We start from the raw sequence: 19934 nt of genomic DNA on the forward strand, positions 1-19934 counted from the left end.
TGGGTTGCGTCACAGGTCCGCTGCAGTCGCGGTGCGATCCGCGACGAAGCGGTGGGGGGTGTCGGCCGCTGCTCGTAGACTCACCTGCGTGGACACGACCCTTCAGGACCCTCTGGTCGGGCAGGTGCTCGACGGCCGGTATCGCGTCGAGGCGCGTATCGCGGTCGGCGGGATGGCCACGGTCTACCGGGCCGTGGACACCCGTCTCGACCGCGTGCTCGCGCTCAAGGTGATGCACCCGGCGCTCGCCGCCGACGGCTCCTTCGTCGACCGGTTCATCCGCGAGGCGAAGTCGGTGGCCCGTCTGGCCCATCCGAACGTGGTGCAGGTCTTCGACCAGGGCACCGACCGGGGGTACGTGTATCTGGCGATGGAGTACATCGCCGGCTGCACCCTGCGGGACGTGCTGCGCGAGCGCGGGGCGCTGCAGCCGCGGGCCGCGCTGGACATCCTGGAGCCGGTGCTGGCCGCGCTCGGCGCCGCCCACCGCGCCGGTTTCGTGCACCGGGACATGAAGCCGGAGAACGTGCTGATAGGGGACGACGGCCGGGTCAAGGTCGCCGACTTCGGCCTGGTCCGGGGCGTGGACACGGTGACGAACACCACCGGCACCGTGCTGGGCACGGTCTCCTACCTGGCACCGGAGCAGATCGAGGACGGTGTCGCCGATCCCCGCGTGGACGTCTACGCGTGCGGCATCCTGCTCTACGAGATGCTGACGGGTGAGCGTCCGCACGAGGGGGACTCCCCCGCGATCGTGCTCTACAAGCATCTGCACGACGACGTACCGCCGCCGTCGGCCGCCGTGCCCGGTATGGCGTACGCCCTGGACGAGCTGGTCGCGTCGGCGACCGCGCGCAACCCGGAGGTCCGCCCGTACGACGCGGTGGCGCTGCTCGCGCAGGTCCGCGAGGCCCGCGGCGGCCTCGACGCGGCCCATCTGGACGCGACTCCGCCGCAGGCGCTGTCGTCGCAGCACCACAACGCCGAGGACCGTACGAGCGTCATCCCGCGCGCGCTGACGGTCCCCCGCCCGCTGCCCGTCAACGAGGACACGGACCACCTCACCAGCCGGCTCCGGTCCCCGGCGCCGCTGCCGCCCCGGCGCGGTCCGGGGCTGCGCGTTCCGGCGCTGCGACGCGGCCCCATGGCGATCGTCGTCGTGGTGCTGCTGCTCCTCGGAGCCGGAGCGGGTGTCTGGTACATCAACTCGGGCCAGTTCACCAAGGTCCCGCCGCTGCTGGCCAAGACCGAGAAGCAGGCCCGGGACCGGCTGGCTCAGGCCGGGCTGGACGTCGGGCAGGTCGAGGAGGCGTACAGCGACTCCGTGGAGCGGGGCACGGTGGTCGGTACGGACCCGGGGGCGGGCGAGCGCATCCGCAACACCGACTCGGTCTCGCTGACCCTCTCCAAGGGACCGAGGACCGTGAAGGTGCCCGATGTGGACGGCGTCGCGCTGGACAGGGCGCGGTCCGCGCTGAAGGACGTGGGCCTGGAGCCCGGCATGGTCACCCGGGAGTTCAGCGAGGACGTGGCCAAGGGCTCCGTGGTCTCCACCGGGCCGGCCGGGGGCACCGAGGTCCGTGCGGGCTCGGCGGTGGCGCTCACCGTGAGCAAGGGCAACCCGGTGGACATCCCCGAGGTGACCGGCGAGGACCTTCGGGACGCGCGCGCCGAACTGGAGGAGGCCGGCCTCGAGGTAAAGGTCGCCACCGGGCGGATCACCTCCGAGCACGACGCGGGACGGGTGGCCCGGCAGAGCCCGGAGGCGGGCGGTGAGGCCGTCGAGGGCGACACCGTGACGCTGACGCTGTCCAAGGGCCCCGAGATGGTCGAGGTTCCCGACGTGGTCGGGGACGGCGTGGACGAGGCCACCAGGACGCTGGAGGCGGCCGGGTTCCGGGTCGAGGAGGACCGCGGACTGCTCGGACTCTTCGGCGACAGCGTCGACGAACAGTCCGTGGCGGGCGGGGACACCGCGCCCAAGGGCTCGACGATCACCCTCAGGATCCGCTGATCCGCTGGTCCGCCGACGGGCGCCGGACGCACCCATGACACCCTGGACGGGTGAAGAGTCACCTGTCCGGTTCTGCCCGCAATCCGGTCGGCGGCCATGTCCCCGTGGCCGGCGGTCTGCATTCCGTCGGTCTGTCCTACGCCCGTGAGCTGCGTGCGGAGGCCGTGCAGGTCTTCGTCGCCAACCCGCGCGGCTGGGCGACCCCGGTCGGCAGCCCGAAGCAGGACGAGGCCTTCCGCGAGACGTGCGCGGCCGAGGCGATCCCGGCGTACGTGCACGCCCCGTACCTGATCAACTTCGGGTCCCACACCCGGGCGACCGCCGAGCGGTCCGCCGAGTCGCTGCGGCACTCGCTGCGGCGCGGGCGCGAGATCGGGGCGCTGGGCGTGGTGGTCCACACCGGCAGCGCGACCGGCGGCCGCGAGCGGTCGGTGGCGCTGGCACAGGTACGGGAGTACCTGCTGCCCCTGCTCGACGAGCTCACCCGTGACGACGACCCGTTCCTGCTGCTGGAGTCGACGGCCGGCCAGGGCTCCTCCCTCTGTTCGCGCACCTGGGACTTCGGGCCGTACTTCGAGGTGCTGGACGCCCATCCGAAGCTGGGTGTCTGCCTGGACACCTGCCACGTCTTCGCGGCCGGTCACGATCTGACCGGGCCGGACGGGATGCACCGGACGCTGGATCTGCTGGTGGACACGGTCGGTGAGGGGCGGCTGAAACTGATCCACGCCAATGACTCGATGGACGTGGTCGGCGCGCACAAGGACCGTCACGCGAACATCGGCGGAGGCCATATCGGCGAGGCCCCGTTCCGCGCGCTGATGACACACCCCGCGACCGAGGGCGTACCGCTGATCATCGAGACGCCCGGCGGCAAGGAGGGGCACGCGGCGGACGTGGAGCGGCTGAAGAAGCTCCGGGAGTCGTAGTCCCACCCGGTCCGGCTCAGAGCCCGGGGCCGTCCCCGGGCTCCTCCTGGTACGAGTAGCGCTGTTCCTTCCAGGGATCGCCGACGTTGTGATAGCCGCGTTCCTCCCAGAAACCGCGGCGGTCGTCGGTCATGTACTCCACTCCGCGGACCCATTTGGGTCCCTTCCAGGCGTACAGGTGGGGAACGATCAGACGGAGCGGAAACCCGTGCTCGGCGGTCAGCAGTTCACCGTCCTTGTGGGTGGCGAAGAGGGTCCGCTCGGACGAGAAGTCCGCCAGACGCAGGTTGGAGCTGAATCCGTACTCGGCCCACACCATCACATGGGTGACCCCGGGCGCGGGCGGGGCGAGCTCCAGGAGGGTGCGCGCCGGAATGCCGCCCCATTCGGCGCCGAGCATGCTGAACTTGGTGACGCAGTGCAGGTCGGCCACGACACTGCGGTACGGCAGGGCCGTGAACTCCTCATGGTTCCAGCAGTGCTTGTCGCCCTCGGCGGTGGCGCCGAACACCCTGAAGTCCCAGCGCTCGGCCCGGAACCTGGGCACCGGCCCGTAGTGCGTGACCGGCCAGCCCTTCTGCAGTCGCTGCCCCGGCGGAAGCTCGAACCGTGCCCTTTCCTCCGCTGGGCGCTCCCCCGATTCGCGTTCCGCCGGCTGACCCATGCCTCCATCCTGACAGACCCCGCGTGACGCACCGGACCGGGGCCCCACGAATCCGGGCAATCCACGCCAAACATCTGTAAGCATGCCCTTACTTACTAAGTCAATGCTTACTGGACGATCTTCTCCACCGGTGGAATCATGCGGCGCATCCGGCTCGTACACCCGTGTGGAAGGAGCTTCTGCGATGCAGGGCGATCCCGAGGTCATCGAATTCCTCAACGAGCAGCTGACCGCCGAGCTGACCGCGATCAACCAGTACTTCCTGCACTCGAAGCTGCAGGACCACAAGGGCTGGACCAAACTCGCCGAGTACACGCGCGCCGAGTCCTTCGACGAGATGCGTCACGCGGAGGTCCTCACCGACCGCATCCTGCTGCTCGACGGCCTGCCCAACTACCAGCGGCTCTTCCACGTACGGGTCGGGCAGACGGTGACGGAGATGTTCCAGGCCGACCGGGAGGTCGAGATCGAGGCCATCGACCGCCTGCGCCGGGGCGTGGAGGTCATGCGCCGCAAGAACGACATCACGTCCGCCAACATCTTCGAGGCGATCCTCGCCGACGAGGAGCACCACATCGACTACCTGGACACCCAGCTGGAACTCATCGAGAAGCTGGGCGAGGCACTGTATCTGTCGACGGTGGTCGAGCAGTCCCAGCCGGACCCCTCGGGTCCGGGGACGAGCGGGTTCTCGACCCGCTGAGCCGACAGCCGGCAGGCCTTACGCGGCTTCGGGCAGCTCCGCCACGAGGGGCGGCCGGCCCTGGTCGGCCACCTGCCGGCGGGGGCAGGCGCCACGGCCGAGCAGCGCCTGGATGCGCCGCACGCAGCCGCCGCAGTCGGTGCCGGCCTTGCAGGCGGAGGCGATCTGCCGGGGAGTGCAGGCCCCGGCGTCGGCGTGACTCCTCACCTGTTCCTCGGTCACCCCGAAGCAGCTGCAGACGAACACGCTGTCCACCTCCCGACGTAGTGCTGGGTCGTGCCGTCCCGACCCCTGATCGGTGAGGCTAACCTAACCTTACCTGTCGTTCGGAGGGCGAAAAAGTGGGGTGGGGCGCGGATCCCGTGTGATCCGCGCCCCACCCCCGCCGTTCCTTCGGCTGAGCGGTGTTACTGGTCCCGGTACATCTCGGCGACGAGGAACGCCAGGTCGAGGGACTGGCTGCGGTTGAGCCGCGGGTCGCAGGCGGTCTCGTAGCGCTGGTGCAGATCGTCGACGAAGATCTCGTCGCCACCGCCCACGCACTCGGTGACGTCGTCGCCGGTGAGTTCCACGTGGATGCCGCCGGGGTGGGTGCCCAGCTCCTTGTGGACCTCGAAGAAGCCCTTCACCTCGTCGAGCACGTCGTCGAAGCGGCGGGTCTTGTGGCCGGAGGCCGCCTCGAAGGTGTTGCCGTGCATCGGGTCGGTCACCCAGGCGACGGTGGCACCGGAGGCGGTGACCTTCTCGACCAGCTCGGGCAGCTTGTCGCGGATCTTGTCCGCGCCCATGCGGACGATGAAGGTCAGCCGGCCGGGCTCGCGGTCCGGGTCGAGACGCTCGATGTACTGCAGTGCCTCCTCGGCCGTCGTCGTCGGGCCGAGCTTGATGCCGATGGGGTTGCGGATCCGCGAGGCGAACTCGATGTGCGCGTGGTCCAGCTGCCGGGTGCGCTCGCCGACCCACACCATGTGCGCGGAGACGTCGTACAGCTGCCCGGTGCGCGAGTCGACGCGGGTCAGCGCCGACTCGTAGTCCATCAGCAGCGCCTCGTGCGAGGAGAAGAACTCGACGGTCTTGAACTCCTCCGGCTCGACCCCGCAGGCCTGCATGAAGTTCAGCGCGTTGTCGATCTCGCGGGCGAGCTGCTCGTAGCGCTGGCCCGACGGGGACGACTTCACGAAGTCCTGGTTCCAGGCGTGCACCTGACGCAGGTCGGCGTAACCACCGGTGGTGAAGGCGCGCACCAGGTTCAGCGTGGAGGCCGAGGCGTGGTACATCCGCTTCAGCCGCTCGGGGTCCGGGACGCGGGCGGACTCGGTGAAGTCGAAGCCGTTGACGGAGTCGCCCCGGTAGGTGGGCAGCGTCACGCCGTCGCGGGTCTCGGTCGACTTGGAGCGCGGCTTGGAGTACTGGCCGGCGATCCGGCCCACCTTCACCACGGGCACCGACGCGGCGTACGTCAGTACGGCGCCCATCTGGAGCAGGGTCTGGAGTTTGGCCCGGATGTGCTCGGCGGACACCGCGCCGAAGGACTCGGCGCAGTCGCCGCCCTGGAGGAGGAACGCCTCTCCCTTGGCGACGGCCGCCATCCGGGCGCGCAGCTGGTCGCACTCGCCGGCGAACACCAGCGGGGGATACGTTTCAAGCTCGGCGATCACATCGCGCAGAGCCTCGGCATCCGGGTACTCGGGCTGCTGCGCCGCGGGCAGGTTTCGCCAAGTCGCCTGAGCGGCGGCGCTTCGAGAATCAGCGTTCACGGTCACGGGCTCAAGAGTACGCGGTCGGTTCGGCTGTCCATCGCCGCGCTCGGTCCGTGAGACGGGTCCGCCCGGCCGGTCCGGGCCGCGGGCGGACCCGGACGTCCCCGCGGCAGCGGGGAACGGCTGTACGGCGCTCGTCCGGAGCGGTGTCCCGAGCGGAACCGCCCCCGCGTCGGCAAGGAACATCGTGGGCAACGACGCGGGACCGCACACGTCACGCATCCCCGTCGTGTAGCGTGCGTGACATGTTCGCGCACTCGATCCAGAACTCGATCCAGAACTGGTGGTGGCCCGCTTCTCCGGCGGCCCACTGATCTTGTAGCGCGTACGCAAGACTTCGCGAAGGCCGCCCGAGGGGCGGCCTTCGGCGTTCGCGGACAGCGCGACGCCCGCGGGCCGGCCCTCCCTTATCGAGGGACCACGACCGATGAACCAACCGACGAACCGCCCGGTGGACCTGCTCGGCCTGCTGGACGATTCCCGCCCGTTCGCCCTGCTGCGCCGCCGCACGCCCGGCCACGACGACACCGTGGTGGAGCTGCTGCTCGGCCCCGTCACCTCCCGTGACCGCCTGGCGGACCTGCCCGACGAAGGGCTGGCGCTGATCCCCTTCCGGCAGATCCGGGAGCGCGGTTTCGACGTGCGTGACGACGGCACCCCGCTGCTGGTGCTGACCCCCGAGGAGCGCCACGAGATCCCGCTCGCCGATGCCCTGGCGCGGTTGCCCGCGCACGACGTGCGCGTGGAGGGCGGCGGCTTCGACGTGGGCGACGATGAGTACGCCGGGATCGTCGGGCGGGTGCTGCGGGAGGAGATCGGGCGGGGCGAGGGTGCCAACTTCGTGATCCGGCGGACGTACGAGGGGGAGATCCCCGGGTTCGGGCGGGCCGACGCGCTGGCGCTGTTCCGGCGGCTGCTGACGGGCGAGCGGGGCGCGTACTGGACGTTCGTGGTGCACACCGGGCAGGAGGCGGGAGGGCGGACGCTGGTCGGGGCGAGCCCCGAGGTGCATGTGCGCGCGTCCGGCGGGACGGTCGTGATGAACCCGGTCAGCGGCACCTACCGCTACCCGGCCGGCGGGCCGGCCCCCGGGCACCTGCTGGAGTTCCTCGCCGACGGCAAGGAGATCGAGGAGCTGTCGATGGTCGTCGACGAGGAGCTCAAGATGATGTGCACCGTCGGCGACATGGGCGGGGTCGTGGTCGGACCCCGGCTGAAGGAGATGGCGCACCTCGCGCACACCGAGTACGAGCTGCGCGGCCGGTCCTCGCTGGATGTGCGGGAGGTACTGAAGGAGACCATGTTCGCCGCGACCGTCACGGGGTCGCCGGTGCAGAACGCCTGCCGGGTGATCGAGCGGTACGAGCCCCTCGGGCCGGACGGTGCCGGGCGCGGTTACTACGCGGGCGCGCTGGCGCTGCTCGGCCGGGATTCGGGTGGGGCCCAGACCCTCGACTCCCCCATCCTCATCCGCACCGCCGACATCGACGCGGCCGGGCGGCTGCGGGTGCCGGTCGGCGCCACGCTGGTGCGGGGCTCGGACCCGGCGGGCGAGGTCGCCGAGACCCACGCGAAGGCGGCCGGGGTGCTCGCCGCGCTGGGGGTGCGACCCGGGCGGCCGCCCGGGGAGTCCGTACGGCCACGGCTGGCGGACGACCCCCGGGTACGGGCGGCACTGGACAAACGGCGGGCCTCGCTGGCCCCGTTCTGGCTGCGGATGCGGGAGCCGTCGGCCGCGCTGGAGGGACACGCCCTGGTCGTCGACGGGGAGGACACCTTCACGGCGATGCTCGCGCATGTGCTGCGCTCGTCGGGGCTCGCGGTCACCGTCCGGCGGTACGACGAGCCCGGGCTGCGGAAGACGGTGCTCGGGCACGAGGGGCCCGTGGTGCTGGGTCCCGGCCCCGGTGACCCGTCCGACACGGCCGACCCGAAGATGCGGTTCCTGCGCGGCCTGACCGCCGCGGTGGTCGGGGACAACCGGCACGGCGTCCTCGGTGTCTGCCTCGGCCACGAGCTGATCGCGGCCGGGCTGGGCCTGGAGACCGTCCGCAAGGAGGTGCCGTACCAGGGGGCGCAGACAAAGATCGACCTGTTCGGGCGGCCGGAGACGGTCGGCTTCTACAACAGTTTCGTCGCGCGCTGCGACGACGGGGCGGCGGCGGAGCTGGCGGCGCACGGTGTCGAGGTGAGCCGCGCGGCGAACGGTGAGGTGCACGCGCTGCGCGGCCCCCGGTTCGCGTCGCTGCAGTTCCACCCCGAGTCGGTGCTCACCCTGAACGGCGCGGCGATCGTCGCCGAGCTGATGGGTCAGCTGCGCGGGACCAGGACGTTCTCCGAGCGGCGGCCCTCGGTGTAGTCGAGGACGTTGCGCACCGTGGTGTCGATGATCTGGCCGACGGCGTCCACGGTGTAGTACGCCTGGTGGGACGTGACCAGCACGTTCGGGAAGGTGACGAGGCGGGCCAGGGTGTCGTCCTCGATGGCCTCCAGGGACTTGTCGAGGAAGAACAGGCCCGCCTCCGCCTCGTACACGTCCAGCCCGACACCGGTGAAGCGGCCCGCCCGCAGTTCGGCGACGAGGGCGGCGGTGTCGACGAGTCCGCCGCGGCTGGAGTTCACCAGGATCGCGTCGTCCCGCATGGTCCGCAGGGCGGCCCCGTCGATCAGGTGGAGGGTCTCCGGCAGCAGCGGAACGTGCAGGCTGACCAGGTCGGACTCGGCGAGCAGCTGTTCCTTGGGGACGTAGGTCATGCCGAGGTCCCGGCAGGCGGGGTTCTCGGCGACGTCCCAGCCGAGCAGCCGCATGCCGAAGCCGTGCGCGATCCGGGTGAAGGCCTCGCCGATCTTGCCGGTGCCGATGACGCCGGCGGTGCGGCCGTGCATGTCACGGCCCATCAGCCCGTCGAGCCGGAAGTCGAAGTCACGGGTGCGGGTGGAGGCGCGGACGATACGCCGGTTGACGGCCATGGCGAGGGCCCAGGCGAACTCGGCGACCGAGTGGGGCGAGTAGTACGACACCCGGGCGACCGTCAGGCCGAGCCGCTCGGCCGTCTTCAGGTCGACGTTGTTGAAGCCGGTGGACCGCTGGGCGATCATCCGGGTGCCGCCGGCCGCCAGGCTCTCCAGGACACCCGCGCCGAGGTCGCAGTTGACGCTGGTGGAGATCACCTCGTGGCCCGCCGCGATGGGCGCGGTGTCCTCGTTGAGGAAGACATGCAGGCCGCGCACCTCGTGGTGCCCCTGGAAGGCCCGCTCGATCAGGGGCTTCTCGTCCGCCTGTACACCGAACGCGAGGATCTCCACAGGGCCCTCCGGGGATCGTGCCGGGAACACTTCCGTACGCGGCGGCTGCCGCATCCGCGAATATACGGGGCCGGGGGCAAACGCGCCTGGGCCGAACGGGGCAGCAGCGGCGCGTTTCGGCCCCGGCTGCCAGGTCCTGCGGGAAAGGCCGACCGCCGGACGGTTCAGGGTGTTCGTCCGGTGCTACTCGTCGTCGAGGCCTCGTTCGATGGCGTAGCGGACGAGTTCCACGCGGTTGTGCAGCTGGAGCTTGCCGAGGGTGTTCTGGACGTGGTTCTGCACCGTGCGGTGGGAGATGACGAGCCGCTCGGCGATCTGCTTGTAGCTGAGGCCCTTGGCGACCAGGCGCAGCACCTCGGTCTCCCGGTCGGTCAGCCGGGGCGCATTGGACGCGCCGCCCTCCGGGGCCGGTGTCGGGTCGGAGGCCAGCCTGCGGTACTCGCCGAGGACCAGTCCGGCCAGGCCCGGGGTGAACACCGGGTCGCCGACGGCCGTACGGCGCACCGCGTCCTGCAGCTCCTGGGTGGAGGCGGACTTCAGCAGATAACCGGTGGCCCCGGACTTCACCGCCTCCAGGACGTCGGCGTGTTCGCCGCTCGCCGAGAGCACCAGCACCCGCAGCGCCGGATTCTCGGCGACGACCTCCTTGCAGACCTGGACGCCGGGCTTGCCGGGCAGGTTCAGGTCGAGGACGAGGACGTCAGGGACGGCGGCCTTGGCCCGGCGCACGGCCTGGTCGCCGTCGCCCGCGGTGGCGACCACCTCGAAGCCGGACTCGGACAGGTCCCGGGCGACGGCGTCGCGCCACATGGGATGGTCGTCGACCACCATCACCCTCACCGGGCCCCGCCCGCCTCCGGGCCCCCCGCCTGCCCTCTCCCCACCCGCGGTGTCCGTCGTCATCGCTGCTCCGCCTTCCCCCGTGCGTTCCGTTCGCCGCCGCTGTCCTTCGGTACCTTCAGCTCGACCTCCGTGCCCTGGCCGGGCACCGAGATCAGTTCCGCGCTGCCGCCGAGGTCGCTCAGCCGCCCCCGGATCGACAGGGCCACCCCGAGCCGCCCCTCTCCCTCGGCCTGGGCGAGCCGGCCCTCGGGGATGCCGGGCCCGTCGTCGCGGACGGTGACGACCACCTCGTCCGGTTCGTCCTCGACCAGGATCCAGGCGCGCGCGTGTGCCCCCGCGTGTTCGCGTACGTTGTCCAGGGCGGCCCCGACGGCGGCGGTGAGCTCCCGTGCGGCGGCCGGCGCGAGCCACACCGGCGCCCCGGGTTCGGCGAGGCCGACGAGGGCGCCGGCGTACGGGGCGAGCAGGGCACGCAGGTCGACGGGGCCGTCGCCGGGGTCGTCCCGCACCTCGTCCGCGGCCCGTGCCGCGGCTCCTTCCACCGCGTCCCGCGGCGCCCTGGGGACGGGCACCAGACCGCCGGAGACCAGGGTGCGCAGCGCCACCTCCTGCTCGCCGGCCATCCGGCCCAGCTCGGCCGCCTCGCCGCCGATCACCGCACCGCGCCGCTGCACCATCGCGAGCACCTGGAGCACGCTGTCGTGGATGTCCCGCGCGAGCCGCTCCCGCTCCCTGGTCGCGGCCTCGATCTCCAGGGCGCGGGCGAGGGTGCGCTCGGAGGCGCGTGCGACCTCGACGACGTAGCCGATGGCGATGGACGCGACCCAGACGAGGATCACGTTGTGCACGGTGTCGCGGGCGGGGCCGCCGCGCTCGATCAGGTTGGCCACGGCGACCAGGGTGGAGGCGAGGGCGGCCCAGCGCCAGCCGCCCTTGATCGCGAAGGCGAGCACCGCGCCCGCGGTCCATATCGACGGCATCGTCGGACCGCCGGCCGCGACCCGCGCCGGGTCGTCGGCGACGGGGGTGAGCAGGATGCCGGCGAGCGCGACGGTCAGGTCGGCGGCGAGGAAGCGTTTGGTGCAGCCGTCGGCGTTCGCGACCCGGGGCAGGGTGGCCGGCGTCCACACGGCCAGCAGGGCGAAGTAGCCGACGGCGAGCCAGGGACGCTCGAAGTGCTCGTAGGCGGTGGCGAACAGGCCGACCGCGTACACCATGGCGAGGACCCGGTACCCGGCGAGCGCGCGCCACAGCGGCTGCTCGACCGACATCCTCATGACTCTCTCGCGCCTGGGCATGTCCTCCCCCACCTCCGCCCCGGGCCCGCCCCCGTCCACACGCTCTAGGGGGCGGACCGCCGCTGCTCGGCGGCCTGTTCCCGCTCTGCTTCCTTCTCCGCCTTCTCCGCCTTCTCGGCGCGGGCGAGCTCGGCCTTCGCGGCCTTCTCCGCGTCCCTCCCGGCCTTCGCCGCCTCCGCGAGCTGCCGCTTCATGGCGGTCGCGTACATGTCCACGTACTCCTGACCGGAGAGCTTCATGATCTCGTACATGACCTCGTCGGTCACCGCGCGGAGTACGAAACGGTCGTGTTCCATGCCCTCGTAGCGGCTGAACTCCAGCGGCTTGCCGATGCGTATGCCGGGCCGGACCAGCTTCGGGACGACCTTCCCCGGCGGCTGGACCTTCTCCGTGTCGATCATGGCGACCGGGAGCACGGGCGCGCCGGTGGCGAGCGCCACGCGCGCGAGGCCGCCCGGCTTGCCGCGGTAGAGCCGGCCGTCGGGCGAACGCGTGCCCTCGGGGTAGAGGCCGAACAGCTCGCCGCGTTCGAGGACCTCCGTACCGCTCCTGATCGCCGCCTCACCGGCACCGCGCGCGCCGGAGCGGTCCACCGGGAGCTGGCCCGCGCCTTTGAAGAAGGCTGCCGTCAGCCGGCCCTTCACCCCCGGGGTGGTGAAGTACTCGGCCTTGGCTATGAAGGTGATCTTGCGGTCGAGGACGGCCGGCAGGAAGAAGGAGTCGGAGAACGACAGGTGGTTGCTGGCCAGGATGGCGGGCCCTTTCGCGGGGACGTGCTCCAGGCCCTCCGCCCAGGGTCTGAAGGCAAGCTTCAGCGACCCTCCGACGGTGACCTTCATCGCGCCGTACAACACCCGAGTGCCTTCCTGTGCGTGTGGCACAGACCCTAACCCGGAGCACCGTCAATGGCTCCGACGGCCCTGGTCGGTGTCAGCGCGGTCGCGTACGGTGAAGGTCCTGCAACCCGTGTGCAGCCGTCGGCTTCCTCGGCCCTTTCCACGACGTCCGTGACTTCGACGACTTCGACGGCTTTGACGACTTCGACGACTCTTACGACCGGGAGGCCGAAAGTGCCGCTCCTGACCGGAGCCGAGCCGTATCGCCACGAGGGCGGGGAGGCCGCTGTCCTCCTCTGCCACGGCTTCACCGGTTCGCCTCAGTCGCTGCGCCCGTGGGCGGAGCATTTCGCCGAGCACGGCCTGACCGTCTCGCTGCCCCTGCTCCCGGGGCACGGCACCCGCTGGGAGGACCTGCGGGTCACCGGCTGGCAGGACTGGTACGCGGAGGTGGACCGCGAGCTGCGCCTGTTGCGGGACCGCTGCTCGCGCGTGTTCGTGGCCGGTCTGTCCATGGGCGGCGCGCTGGCCCTGCGCCTGGCCGCGCGGCACGGCGACGCGGTGAGCGGGGTCATGGTCGTCAACCCGGCGAACCGGGTGCACGGTGTGGCCGCGCACGCCCTCCCGGTGCTCCGTCATCTCGTCCCGGCGACGGGGGGCATCGCGAGCGACATCGCCAAGCCGTCGGTCGAGGAGCTGGGCTACGACCGGGTGCCGCTGCACGCGGCCCACTCCCTGCGTGCCTTCCTGCGCATGCTCGACGGCGAGCTTCCCCAGGTCACCCAGCCGCTGCTGCTTCTGCGCAGTCCGCAGGACCATGTGGTGCCGCCCGCCGACTCGGCCCGGATCCTCGGTCGCGTCTCGTCGCTCGACGTGACGGAGGTCCTGCTGGAACAGAGCTACCACGTGGCGACGTTGGACCACGACGCGGAGCGGATCTTCCGGGAGAGCACCGCGTTCATCGGCCGGCTCGCACCCGGCGCCGTCAGGGAGCCCGGTCTCGGCAAGGAAGGGACGACCACAGGTGGCTGAGCACGACTCGGACCGCGAGGACCGCGAAGGGCGTGAGGACCGGGAGGAGCGCGAGGGGCGCGAGGCACGTGCGGGCCAGGGGCGTGACGGCGGTGGCCCGGCGCATCAGGACCAGGACGTTCCCTTCGACGAGGACGCCGCGTGGGAGGCGATCATCGCCGGGTACGGTGACGAGCCGCCGGACCCGGCGGGCGCCAAGCCGTTCAAGTCGGTCGAGGATCTGGCGCTGCTGGAGTCCGACACCAACACCGACACCGACACCCGCACCGAGGCCGCCGACGACGGGACACCGGCCGAGGCGCCGGCTCGGGGCGGGGACAAGCCGGTCAGGCCGCTGGGCGGTTCGGTCGCCTTCGCCCCGGGGGTGGGCGGCCCGCGCGACTACAGCGTGTCCGAGCCGTCGAAGGAGGATGTCGACGACGGCGACGAGGGCCACTTCGTCCCGCCGGAGCCTCCGCCGCTGCCCGAGGCCGACGTCACGTCCAAGTTCGCGTGGCTGGGAGTGCTGGGCGGTCCGGTGCTGCTCCTGCTGGCGATACTGCTCGGCTGGGAGATGACCTGGTGGCTGACCACGCTCTGCATCGGCGGCTTCCTGGGCGGTTTCGCCACCCTGGTGATGCGGATGCGCACCGGTGACGAGGAGGACGACGATCCGGGCCGGGGCGCGGTGGTCTGAGGGCGGCCCGCTCGCCCGCGCACACTACGCGGCCGGCACTCTGAGCGCGGCCAGGACCGGCAGGTGATCGGTGGCCGCCCTCAGGTCGGCCTCGGTCACTCCCGGCTGGCCGAGCGGGACGCCGCAGCCCAGAACCTCGACGCCCCTGGTGACGAACAGGGCGTCGATGCGCTGACGCGGCTCGGCGGGCGTCGAGGTGTACTCGCCGCCCCAGGGTCCGGCGGCCCAGCAGTCCGTGAGCGAGTCGCCCAGCCGCCGGAAGGTGCGGCCGTCCGGTCGCTCGTTGAGGTCGCCACCCACGACCGCGTGTTCCACGCCCATCCCGGCGAGCCGGTCGAGGAGCATGCCGCCCTGCGCGTACCGCTCGTCCTTCCGCAGCGACAGATGGCAGCTCAGCACCCCGAGCCGGGCCCCGCCGAACCGTACGACGGCGGTGGCGAAGCCACGCCGGTGCAGTCCCGGGGTGAGCGGCAGCAGGACGTCCTCGGTGCGCTCGGCGGTCGCCCGCAGCGAGCACAGGATCGCGGGACCCGCGGCCGTGGCACCCCCGGAGAGGGTCACCAGCCCGGAGGCGCGGGCCAGCCGGGCCAGTTTCTTGCGCCAGCGGAAGAACCGCGGCGCCTCCTGGACCAGGACCAGGTCGGGGGCGCAGGCGGTGATCACCCGGGCAAGGGCGTCCGTGTCGTCGTACATCGACCGGATGTTGTAGCTCAGGACACGGACCACGGCCGAACCGTCGGACTCTGTCCGGGAGTCGGGCAGCAGCGGAGTCGTCGCCATGCGGATCAAGATACGCCGACCCGCACGCTCGAAAGCGTCATACGGGCCGACGCGTACGGGCCGGCCCGGGTTTTCGGCCAGGGACACCGCCTCCGGGTTCCACCTCGGACATGCACGCGGGCGGACGCATGACCGACACGGGGCCGGACGGGCGGTAGGTGGACGACGGCTGGGATGTTCACGCTTTCGGGCGGGCGGATCACCTCCGGCGCACAGGTGCGGGACCGGTCACGGCCCGGGGCACGCGCGTGGCCCAGGAGACTCTCGACGTCGAGCTCAGCGGTCGGTGCCATGGACGCAGCAGCGCCCCCGTCAGGGCGACCGGCTGACCGACGGGCGATCGGCATCACCCGGCGAGGCCACCCGGCCGGCGGTGCCGGCATGTCGAGGGGCCCGGCTCCGGAGCGGAGCCGGGCCCGGGAACGACGACGCCCGCCGTGGCCCCGGGAGGGGAGCGGGCGGGCGGCGTCAAAGGCGGGAGGTGTCACATGATGGGGTCGGGTTCCCGGGCCAGGTCGGCCGCACCCACCAGACCGGCCTTGTTCCCGAGCTCGGCGGCCCGGACGTCGGCGACCGGGCGCCAGTTGCCGCCCACCAGCCAGCGCTTGTACGACTTGCGGATCGGGTCGAGGAGCAGTTCCCCCTCGTCGGAGAGACCGCCGCCGACGATGAAGGCGGAGGGGTCGAAGAGGGAGGCCAGGTCGGCGAGGCCGGCGCCGACCCACCGGGCGAGCTCCCGGTAGGAGTCGACGGCCACCAGGTCGCCCTGGCGGGCGGCCATGGAGACGTGCTTGCCCTCGATGCCCTCGGGGGTGCCGTCGCCGAGGGCGAGCAGCGTCTCCGCGTTCTCCGGGGTCGCGTTGGCGCGCTGGGTGGCGTACCGGACGAGGGCGCGGCCGGAGGCGTACTGCTCCCAGCAGCCCTGCGAGCCGCAGCCGCACAGCAGGCCGTCCGGGACCATCCGGATGTGCCCGAACTCGGCGGCCACGCCGAAGTGGCCCCGGCGCAGCTTGTTGCCGATGATGACGCCGCCACCGAGGCCGGTGCCGAGCGTGATGCAGATGACGTTGCGGTGGCCCTTGCCGGCGCCGAACTTGTACTCGCCCCAGGCCGCCGCGTTCGCGTCGTTCTCCACGACGACCGGGAGGCCCACGCGGGCCTCGACCTTCTCCTTCAGCGGCTCCTGCCGCCAGTCGATGTTGGGGGCGAAGTACACCGTCGAGCGCTGGCGGTTGACGTATCCGGCAGCACCGATTCCCACGCCGACGATCTCGTTGCCCGCGCGTGCTCCGTCCACCGCGGAGGCGATGGCGTCCACGATGCCGTCGGGCGTGCCCGGGGTCGGCACCTTGTGGACCGAGAGGATGTTGCCGTCCTCATCGACCACGCCGGCCGCGATCTTGGTGCCGCCGATGTCGACGCCGATGGTGAGTCCCATGAATCCCTCAGTTCCGGTCGAGCCCCGCTACCGCCCACGGTACCCGAGGCCCCGGCGCCGGCTTCCCGATACCGGGCACCCTCAGTCCAGGTCGATGCGTTCCCCGCCGGGTCCGGGCTCCTCGCCGCGGTTTTGGCGGCGGTCGTCGCCCGCGTCGCCGTCGCCGTCGCTGTCGTGCTTCCCGCTCCCGCCTCCGGCGCCGGGGGTGTCCTCGGCGCCCGGGGTGTCCTCGGCCTCGTCCGGGTCCCAGGGGCGGGGGTCGCGGGTGGTCCAGCGGCGTTCCTGGTCCTGGACCGCGGAGCGGTAGGCGGCGAGGAGCTCGTTGCCGGCGGCGGCGAGATGACCGAAGACGTCCGGATTGCGTTCGACGACCGGTTCCACGGCCGCCTTGGCCTGCTGGACTGCCTGGCGCACCGCCTGCTGCGCGGCCGGTCCGGCGACCGCGCCGAACAGCGGCGACCGGACCCCGGTGAGCTGGTCGAACTTCTCGGCGACCACGTCGACGAGCTTGCGCAGCTCCTCGGCGGCCGAGACGGGGGGCGGCCCGTACCGGGCGCGGCGACGGGCCTTCTCCGCCTCGAGGTCCTCGGCGCACGCCGTCGCCCAGGCGTCCGCGTCGACGGCCCGTGCGTCGGAATCACCGGACCGTACGTCGTCGGTGGCGGCCGTGCGCGCGTCGGACGCGGAATCGCCCACGGGCGCGTCCCCGGTGTCGTCGGGCGGGGGGAGCTGTTCGCTCATGACGGACTCCTGACTACGGTCGGCCCTTCCGACGGTACCCGAACGGACGTACCGGCTTCACGGGGTGCGCGGCCACAGGCGCGGATCCGGCCGGAACCGGATGCGCAGTTCCTCGTCGCGCAGGGCCGCGCCGTCCACGGTGCAGCGGCGCAGCGCGGAGGGCAGCGGGACCGTCCGGCGGAACGGTCCCGCGGTGACGGCGAGTGCGTCGCCGTGCCGGATCAGGTCCAGTTCCTCGCGCCGGGCGCCGGGCAGCGGGATGTGCCAGACCAGGACACCGTCGTCGGCGAGCCGGTCGGTGACGGGCCACCCGGCCGTGGCGGGCCCCGCCTTGACGCCGGGTGCGGCGGGCGCGCCCGGGACGGCGAGCGCGGTCAGGTCCTCCGGGCCGCGCGGGTCGCGGCCGAGGTGGGCGACGGGGTGGACGTCGTACGTCTGGCGCCACTCGTCCAGCGTCTTGCGCTGCTGGGCCACCGGGCCGGCGAGCCAGCTGTCCTCGACGCTCTCGGGCAGTACCCGGCCGGCGACCAGCACGTCGGTGCGCAGTCCGCGCAGGGCGAGGCCGAGACCCGCGGTGCGTACGGCGTCGGCGCCCGCGGGGCCGGGTTCGGCGACCAGCCGTACGACGGTGTCCCGGTCGGCGAGGACGGCCTCCACGGCGGCCAGTTCGGTGTCCCACCGGGCTGTCGTGCCGTACAGCCATTCCGCGGGCATCGGGACCCCGGCGAGGCGGCCGAGCACGGGGCGCAGGGCACGGGCGGCCTGGCGTTCGGGCGGAAGCAGCCTGCGCATGCCGCGGCGGAGGTCCTCGGGGAGGGCGAACAGGGCGAGGGCCCGCTCGGCGGGCGGCAGGTCGACGACGAGCAGGTCGTACCCGTCCGACAGCGCGGCGTCCCGCAGGGCGCGCAGCACGGCGAGTTCCTCGGCGCCGGGCAGCGGGCCGAACTCCTCGGGGTCGAGCCGGGACGCGCCGAGCAGGTCGAGCGCCGCGGCGGCCCGGTCCTGCAGTGCGGTCAGGTCTGCGCGGAAGTCCTCACCGGCGTCGACCCGTCGTGCGGTGAGGCCCGGGACGACCTCGGCGGGCGCGGCGGTGACGGGCGTGCCCAGCACCGTTCCCAGCGTGTCCGTCCGGTCGGTGCCGAGCAGCAGGACACGGACGCCCGCACGGGCGGCGGCGAGCGCGGTGGCCGCCGCGACGGTGGTACGTCCGCTGCCGCCGGGGCCCGTGATCAGGAGGGTACGCATGGGGATGAACGGTACCGGTGCACGCACCCGCGTCCGACCGGCGCCGCTGCCCCGCGGCCGGTGCTACGCGGCGCCCGGCTGCTCGCCGGACTCCACCCGCTTCTTCAGTCCCGCCAGGGCCCGGTCGATGATGACCTTCTCGGCCTTGCGCTTGATCATGCCGAGCATCGGGATCTTGACGTCGACGGTGAGCCGGTAGGTGACCTCGGTGGCGCCCGCACCGGCCGGCTTCAGGAGGTAGGAGCCGTCCAGGGCGCGCAGCATCTGGGACTTCACCAGCGTCCAGGACACCTCGTGCTCGCCGGTCCAGGTGTACCCGAGGGTCTGGTCGTCCTTGATCGCCCCGGCGTCCATGACGAGGCGTACCTGCTCGGCACGGCCCCGGCCGTCGGTCGCGAGGACCTCCGCCTCCTTCACCTCGCCGGTCCAGTCCGGATAGCGGGCGAAGTCGGCGATCACCTCCATGACCTCGGTCGGTTCCGCCTCGATCGTGATGCTCGAGCTGGTGTGTTCCGCCATCGCCGTGGCTCCTCCAGATGCGGGCCGTAGTCGGATCGCCGTGCGCGGCCCACGCGCACGCCCGTGCAGCGGAAGGCTATCGCGCACTCCGCCGGGGCACGTCACCCGACCTGGGGCGTCCTCACCACTCGAGCACCCAGGGCCGGCCGCGGCTCGCGAAGTGCCCCACGTTCACGCATTCGGTGGCCCCGACCCGCATGCGCCGGACCAGCGGCTGGTGCACGTGCCCGAACAGCGCGTACCGGGGCCGGGTGCGGTGGACGGCGTCCAGCAAAGCGCGGCTGCCGCGCTCGAAACGGCGCGCGACGGTGTCGTACACCAGCTCCGGAACCTCCGGCGGAATGTGCGTGCACAGCACGTCGACCTCGCCGACGGCCTCGATCTTCGCCGCGTACTCCTCGTCGCTGATCTCGTACGGCGTGTGCATGGGCGTGCGCAGTCCGCCGCCGACGAAGCCGAAGACCCGGCCGCCGATCTCCACCCGCTCGCCGTCGAGGACGGTGGTGCCCGGCCCCGCGTACTCCGGCCACAGGGCCGGGATGTCGACATTGCCGTACGTGGCGTACGTAGGGGTGGGGAAGGCCGCGAACATCTCGGCGTACTGCCCCCGCACCGCCTTCTGGATCGCCGCGGCGCGGTCCGCGCCGATGCCCGCCCACAGCCGGGCCTGGAAGGCGCGCGCCTCCTCGAAGCGCCGCGCGGTGCGCAGTTCCACGATGCGGTCGGCGTTCTCGGTGCCGAACAGGTCGGGGAAGATGCCGCGCGAGTGGTCGGCGTAGTCCAGGAAGAGCACCAGGTCGCCCAGACAGATCAGGGCGTCGGCGCCCTCACCGGCCGTGGCCAGGTCGCGGGCGTTGCCGTGGACGTCGCTGACCACATGAACGCGCGTACGGCGGTTTTCGGCCGGTGTGGATGCCATGGCGATCAAGCGTAGCCAGCGGGCGGCCCTCGTGAACAGTGGCGGCCGGACCTGCGCTTGCTGGCTCCCCTCAAGGGCGTGGACTACTGTGCGCGATGGCAATCAACCCGTTCACCAACTTGTGTGACGCAGCGAACATCTCGTCGGACCCCCCTGTCGTTCCGGCCATACCGGCGGGTAACGTCCGGGCAGTCCAGTCGTGCTCAGGATTTCAACAGGTGAATCCTC

General features: G+C 72.2%; 19 protein-coding genes and 1 pseudogene. 7 read left to right on the forward strand and 13 right to left on the reverse strand.

Going from position 1 to position 19934, the window contains the following annotated elements; genetic code table 11:
• Positions 1-88: 88 nt before the first annotated feature.
• Together pknB and ACWZEH_RS08155 are read left to right on the forward strand one after the other, a co-directional pair.
• Positions 89-2017 (forward strand): Stk1 family PASTA domain-containing Ser/Thr kinase, encoded by a 1929-nt coding sequence (pknB, locus tag ACWZEH_RS08150; RefSeq protein WP_456196964.1) that lies wholly within the window; start codon positions 89-91, stop codon positions 2015-2017.
• Positions 2018-2067: 50 nt separating this feature from the next.
• Positions 2068-2946, forward strand: a complete 879-nt coding sequence (locus ACWZEH_RS08155; RefSeq protein ID WP_456196965.1) for a deoxyribonuclease IV — start codon at positions 2068-2070, stop codon at positions 2944-2946.
• Positions 2947-2962: 16 nt separating this feature from the next.
• Here the strand turns inward: ACWZEH_RS08155 and ACWZEH_RS08160 are convergent, their stop codons facing one another.
• Positions 2963-3610 (reverse strand): sulfite oxidase-like oxidoreductase, encoded by a 648-nt coding sequence (locus tag ACWZEH_RS08160; protein ID WP_456196967.1) that lies wholly within the window; start codon positions 3608-3610, stop codon positions 2963-2965.
• Positions 3611-3794: 184 nt separating this feature from the next.
• Between ACWZEH_RS08160 and bfr the strand changes: the two genes are divergently transcribed.
• Positions 3795-4313 (forward strand): bacterioferritin, encoded by a 519-nt coding sequence (gene bfr / locus ACWZEH_RS08165; RefSeq protein ID WP_456196969.1) that lies wholly within the window; start codon positions 3795-3797, stop codon positions 4311-4313.
• Between the two features lie 18 nt (positions 4314-4331).
• On the opposite strand, the gene ACWZEH_RS08170 is transcribed toward bfr, so the two are convergent.
• Together ACWZEH_RS08170 and ACWZEH_RS08175 are read right to left on the reverse strand one after the other, a co-directional pair.
• A complete protein-coding gene (locus ACWZEH_RS08170; RefSeq protein WP_456196971.1) occupies positions 4332-4559 on the reverse strand; it encodes a (2Fe-2S)-binding protein in 228 nt (75 codons plus the stop codon).
• A gap of 161 nt (positions 4560-4720) precedes the next feature.
• Positions 4721-6076, reverse strand: coding sequence for a class II 3-deoxy-7-phosphoheptulonate synthase (locus tag ACWZEH_RS08175; RefSeq protein WP_456196973.1), 1356 nt, complete (start codon positions 6074-6076; stop codon positions 4721-4723).
• A 424-nt stretch (positions 6077-6500) separates the two neighbouring features.
• Between ACWZEH_RS08175 and ACWZEH_RS08180 the strand changes: the two genes are divergently transcribed.
• Entirely contained in the window at positions 6501-8432 is a 1932-nt protein-coding gene (locus ACWZEH_RS08180; RefSeq protein WP_456196975.1) for an anthranilate synthase family protein, read from the forward strand.
• Here ACWZEH_RS08180 and ACWZEH_RS08185 read toward each other — a convergent pair.
• The 4 genes from ACWZEH_RS08185 to ACWZEH_RS08200 form a co-directional block, all read right to left on the reverse strand.
• Positions 8384-9379, reverse strand: a complete 996-nt coding sequence (locus ACWZEH_RS08185) for a 2-hydroxyacid dehydrogenase (protein WP_456196977.1) — start codon at positions 9377-9379, stop codon at positions 8384-8386. The genes ACWZEH_RS08180 and ACWZEH_RS08185 overlap by 49 nt on opposite strands.
• A 183-nt stretch (positions 9380-9562) precedes the next feature.
• On the reverse strand, positions 9563-10282 hold the full coding sequence (locus ACWZEH_RS08190) for a response regulator (RefSeq protein WP_456196979.1): 720 nt from the start codon (positions 10280-10282) through the stop codon (positions 9563-9565).
• Positions 10279-11520, reverse strand: coding sequence for a MacS family sensor histidine kinase (gene macS / locus ACWZEH_RS08195; protein WP_456196981.1), 1242 nt, complete (start codon positions 11518-11520; stop codon positions 10279-10281). Before macS ends, ACWZEH_RS08190 begins: the two co-directional genes overlap by 4 nt.
• 44 nt (positions 11521-11564) lie before the next feature.
• Entirely contained in the window at positions 11565-12359 is a 795-nt protein-coding gene (locus ACWZEH_RS08200) for a lysophospholipid acyltransferase family protein (RefSeq protein WP_456196983.1), read from the reverse strand.
• Between the two features lie 231 nt (positions 12360-12590).
• Here ACWZEH_RS08200 and ACWZEH_RS08205 point away from each other — a divergent pair, with 231 nt between their 5' ends.
• Together ACWZEH_RS08205 and ACWZEH_RS08210 are read left to right on the forward strand one after the other, a co-directional pair.
• The gene (locus ACWZEH_RS08205) at positions 12591-13388 is read left to right on the forward strand and encodes an alpha/beta hydrolase (protein ID WP_456196985.1); all 798 of its coding nucleotides are present in this window, start codon (positions 12591-12593) and stop codon (positions 13386-13388) included.
• Positions 13381-14064, forward strand: a complete 684-nt coding sequence (locus ACWZEH_RS08210; RefSeq protein ID WP_456196987.1) for a hypothetical protein — start codon at positions 13381-13383, stop codon at positions 14062-14064. The genes ACWZEH_RS08205 and ACWZEH_RS08210 overlap by 8 nt, the downstream gene beginning before the upstream one ends.
• A 24-nt stretch (positions 14065-14088) precedes the next feature.
• Here ACWZEH_RS08210 and ACWZEH_RS08215 read toward each other — a convergent pair whose 3' ends face one another.
• Positions 14089-14844, reverse strand: a complete 756-nt coding sequence (locus ACWZEH_RS08215; RefSeq protein WP_456196989.1) for an endonuclease/exonuclease/phosphatase family protein — start codon at positions 14842-14844, stop codon at positions 14089-14091.
• 224 nt (positions 14845-15068) lie between these two features.
• Here ACWZEH_RS08215 and ACWZEH_RS08220 point away from each other — a divergent pair.
• Positions 15069-15173, forward strand: a pseudogene (locus ACWZEH_RS08220) (VOC family protein); the annotation flags it as partial.
• 155 nt (positions 15174-15328) lie between these two features.
• Here ACWZEH_RS08220 and ACWZEH_RS08225 read toward each other — a convergent pair.
• From ACWZEH_RS08225 to ACWZEH_RS08245, 5 genes are all read right to left on the reverse strand, one after another.
• The gene (locus tag ACWZEH_RS08225) at positions 15329-16282 is read right to left on the reverse strand and encodes an ROK family glucokinase (protein ID WP_456196990.1); all 954 of its coding nucleotides are present in this window, start codon (positions 16280-16282) and stop codon (positions 15329-15331) included.
• Positions 16283-16363: 81 nt separating this feature from the next.
• The gene (locus ACWZEH_RS08230; RefSeq protein WP_456196992.1) at positions 16364-17023 is read right to left on the reverse strand and encodes a DUF5304 domain-containing protein; all 660 of its coding nucleotides are present in this window, start codon (positions 17021-17023) and stop codon (positions 16364-16366) included.
• 57 nt (positions 17024-17080) lie between these two features.
• Entirely contained in the window at positions 17081-18268 is a 1188-nt protein-coding gene (locus tag ACWZEH_RS08235) for an ArsA family ATPase (RefSeq protein WP_456196993.1), read from the reverse strand.
• A 63-nt stretch (positions 18269-18331) separates the two neighbouring features.
• Positions 18332-18787: an SRPBCC family protein gene (locus tag ACWZEH_RS08240; RefSeq protein WP_456196995.1), complete on the reverse strand. Its 456-nt coding sequence runs from the start codon at positions 18785-18787 to the stop codon at positions 18332-18334.
• Positions 18788-18908: 121 nt separating this feature from the next.
• Positions 18909-19706 (reverse strand): metallophosphoesterase family protein, encoded by a 798-nt coding sequence (locus tag ACWZEH_RS08245; protein ID WP_456196997.1) that lies wholly within the window; start codon positions 19704-19706, stop codon positions 18909-18911.
• Between the last annotated feature and the right edge of the window lie 228 nt (positions 19707-19934).

This window comes from Streptomyces yamdrokensis, from assembly GCF_053890455.1.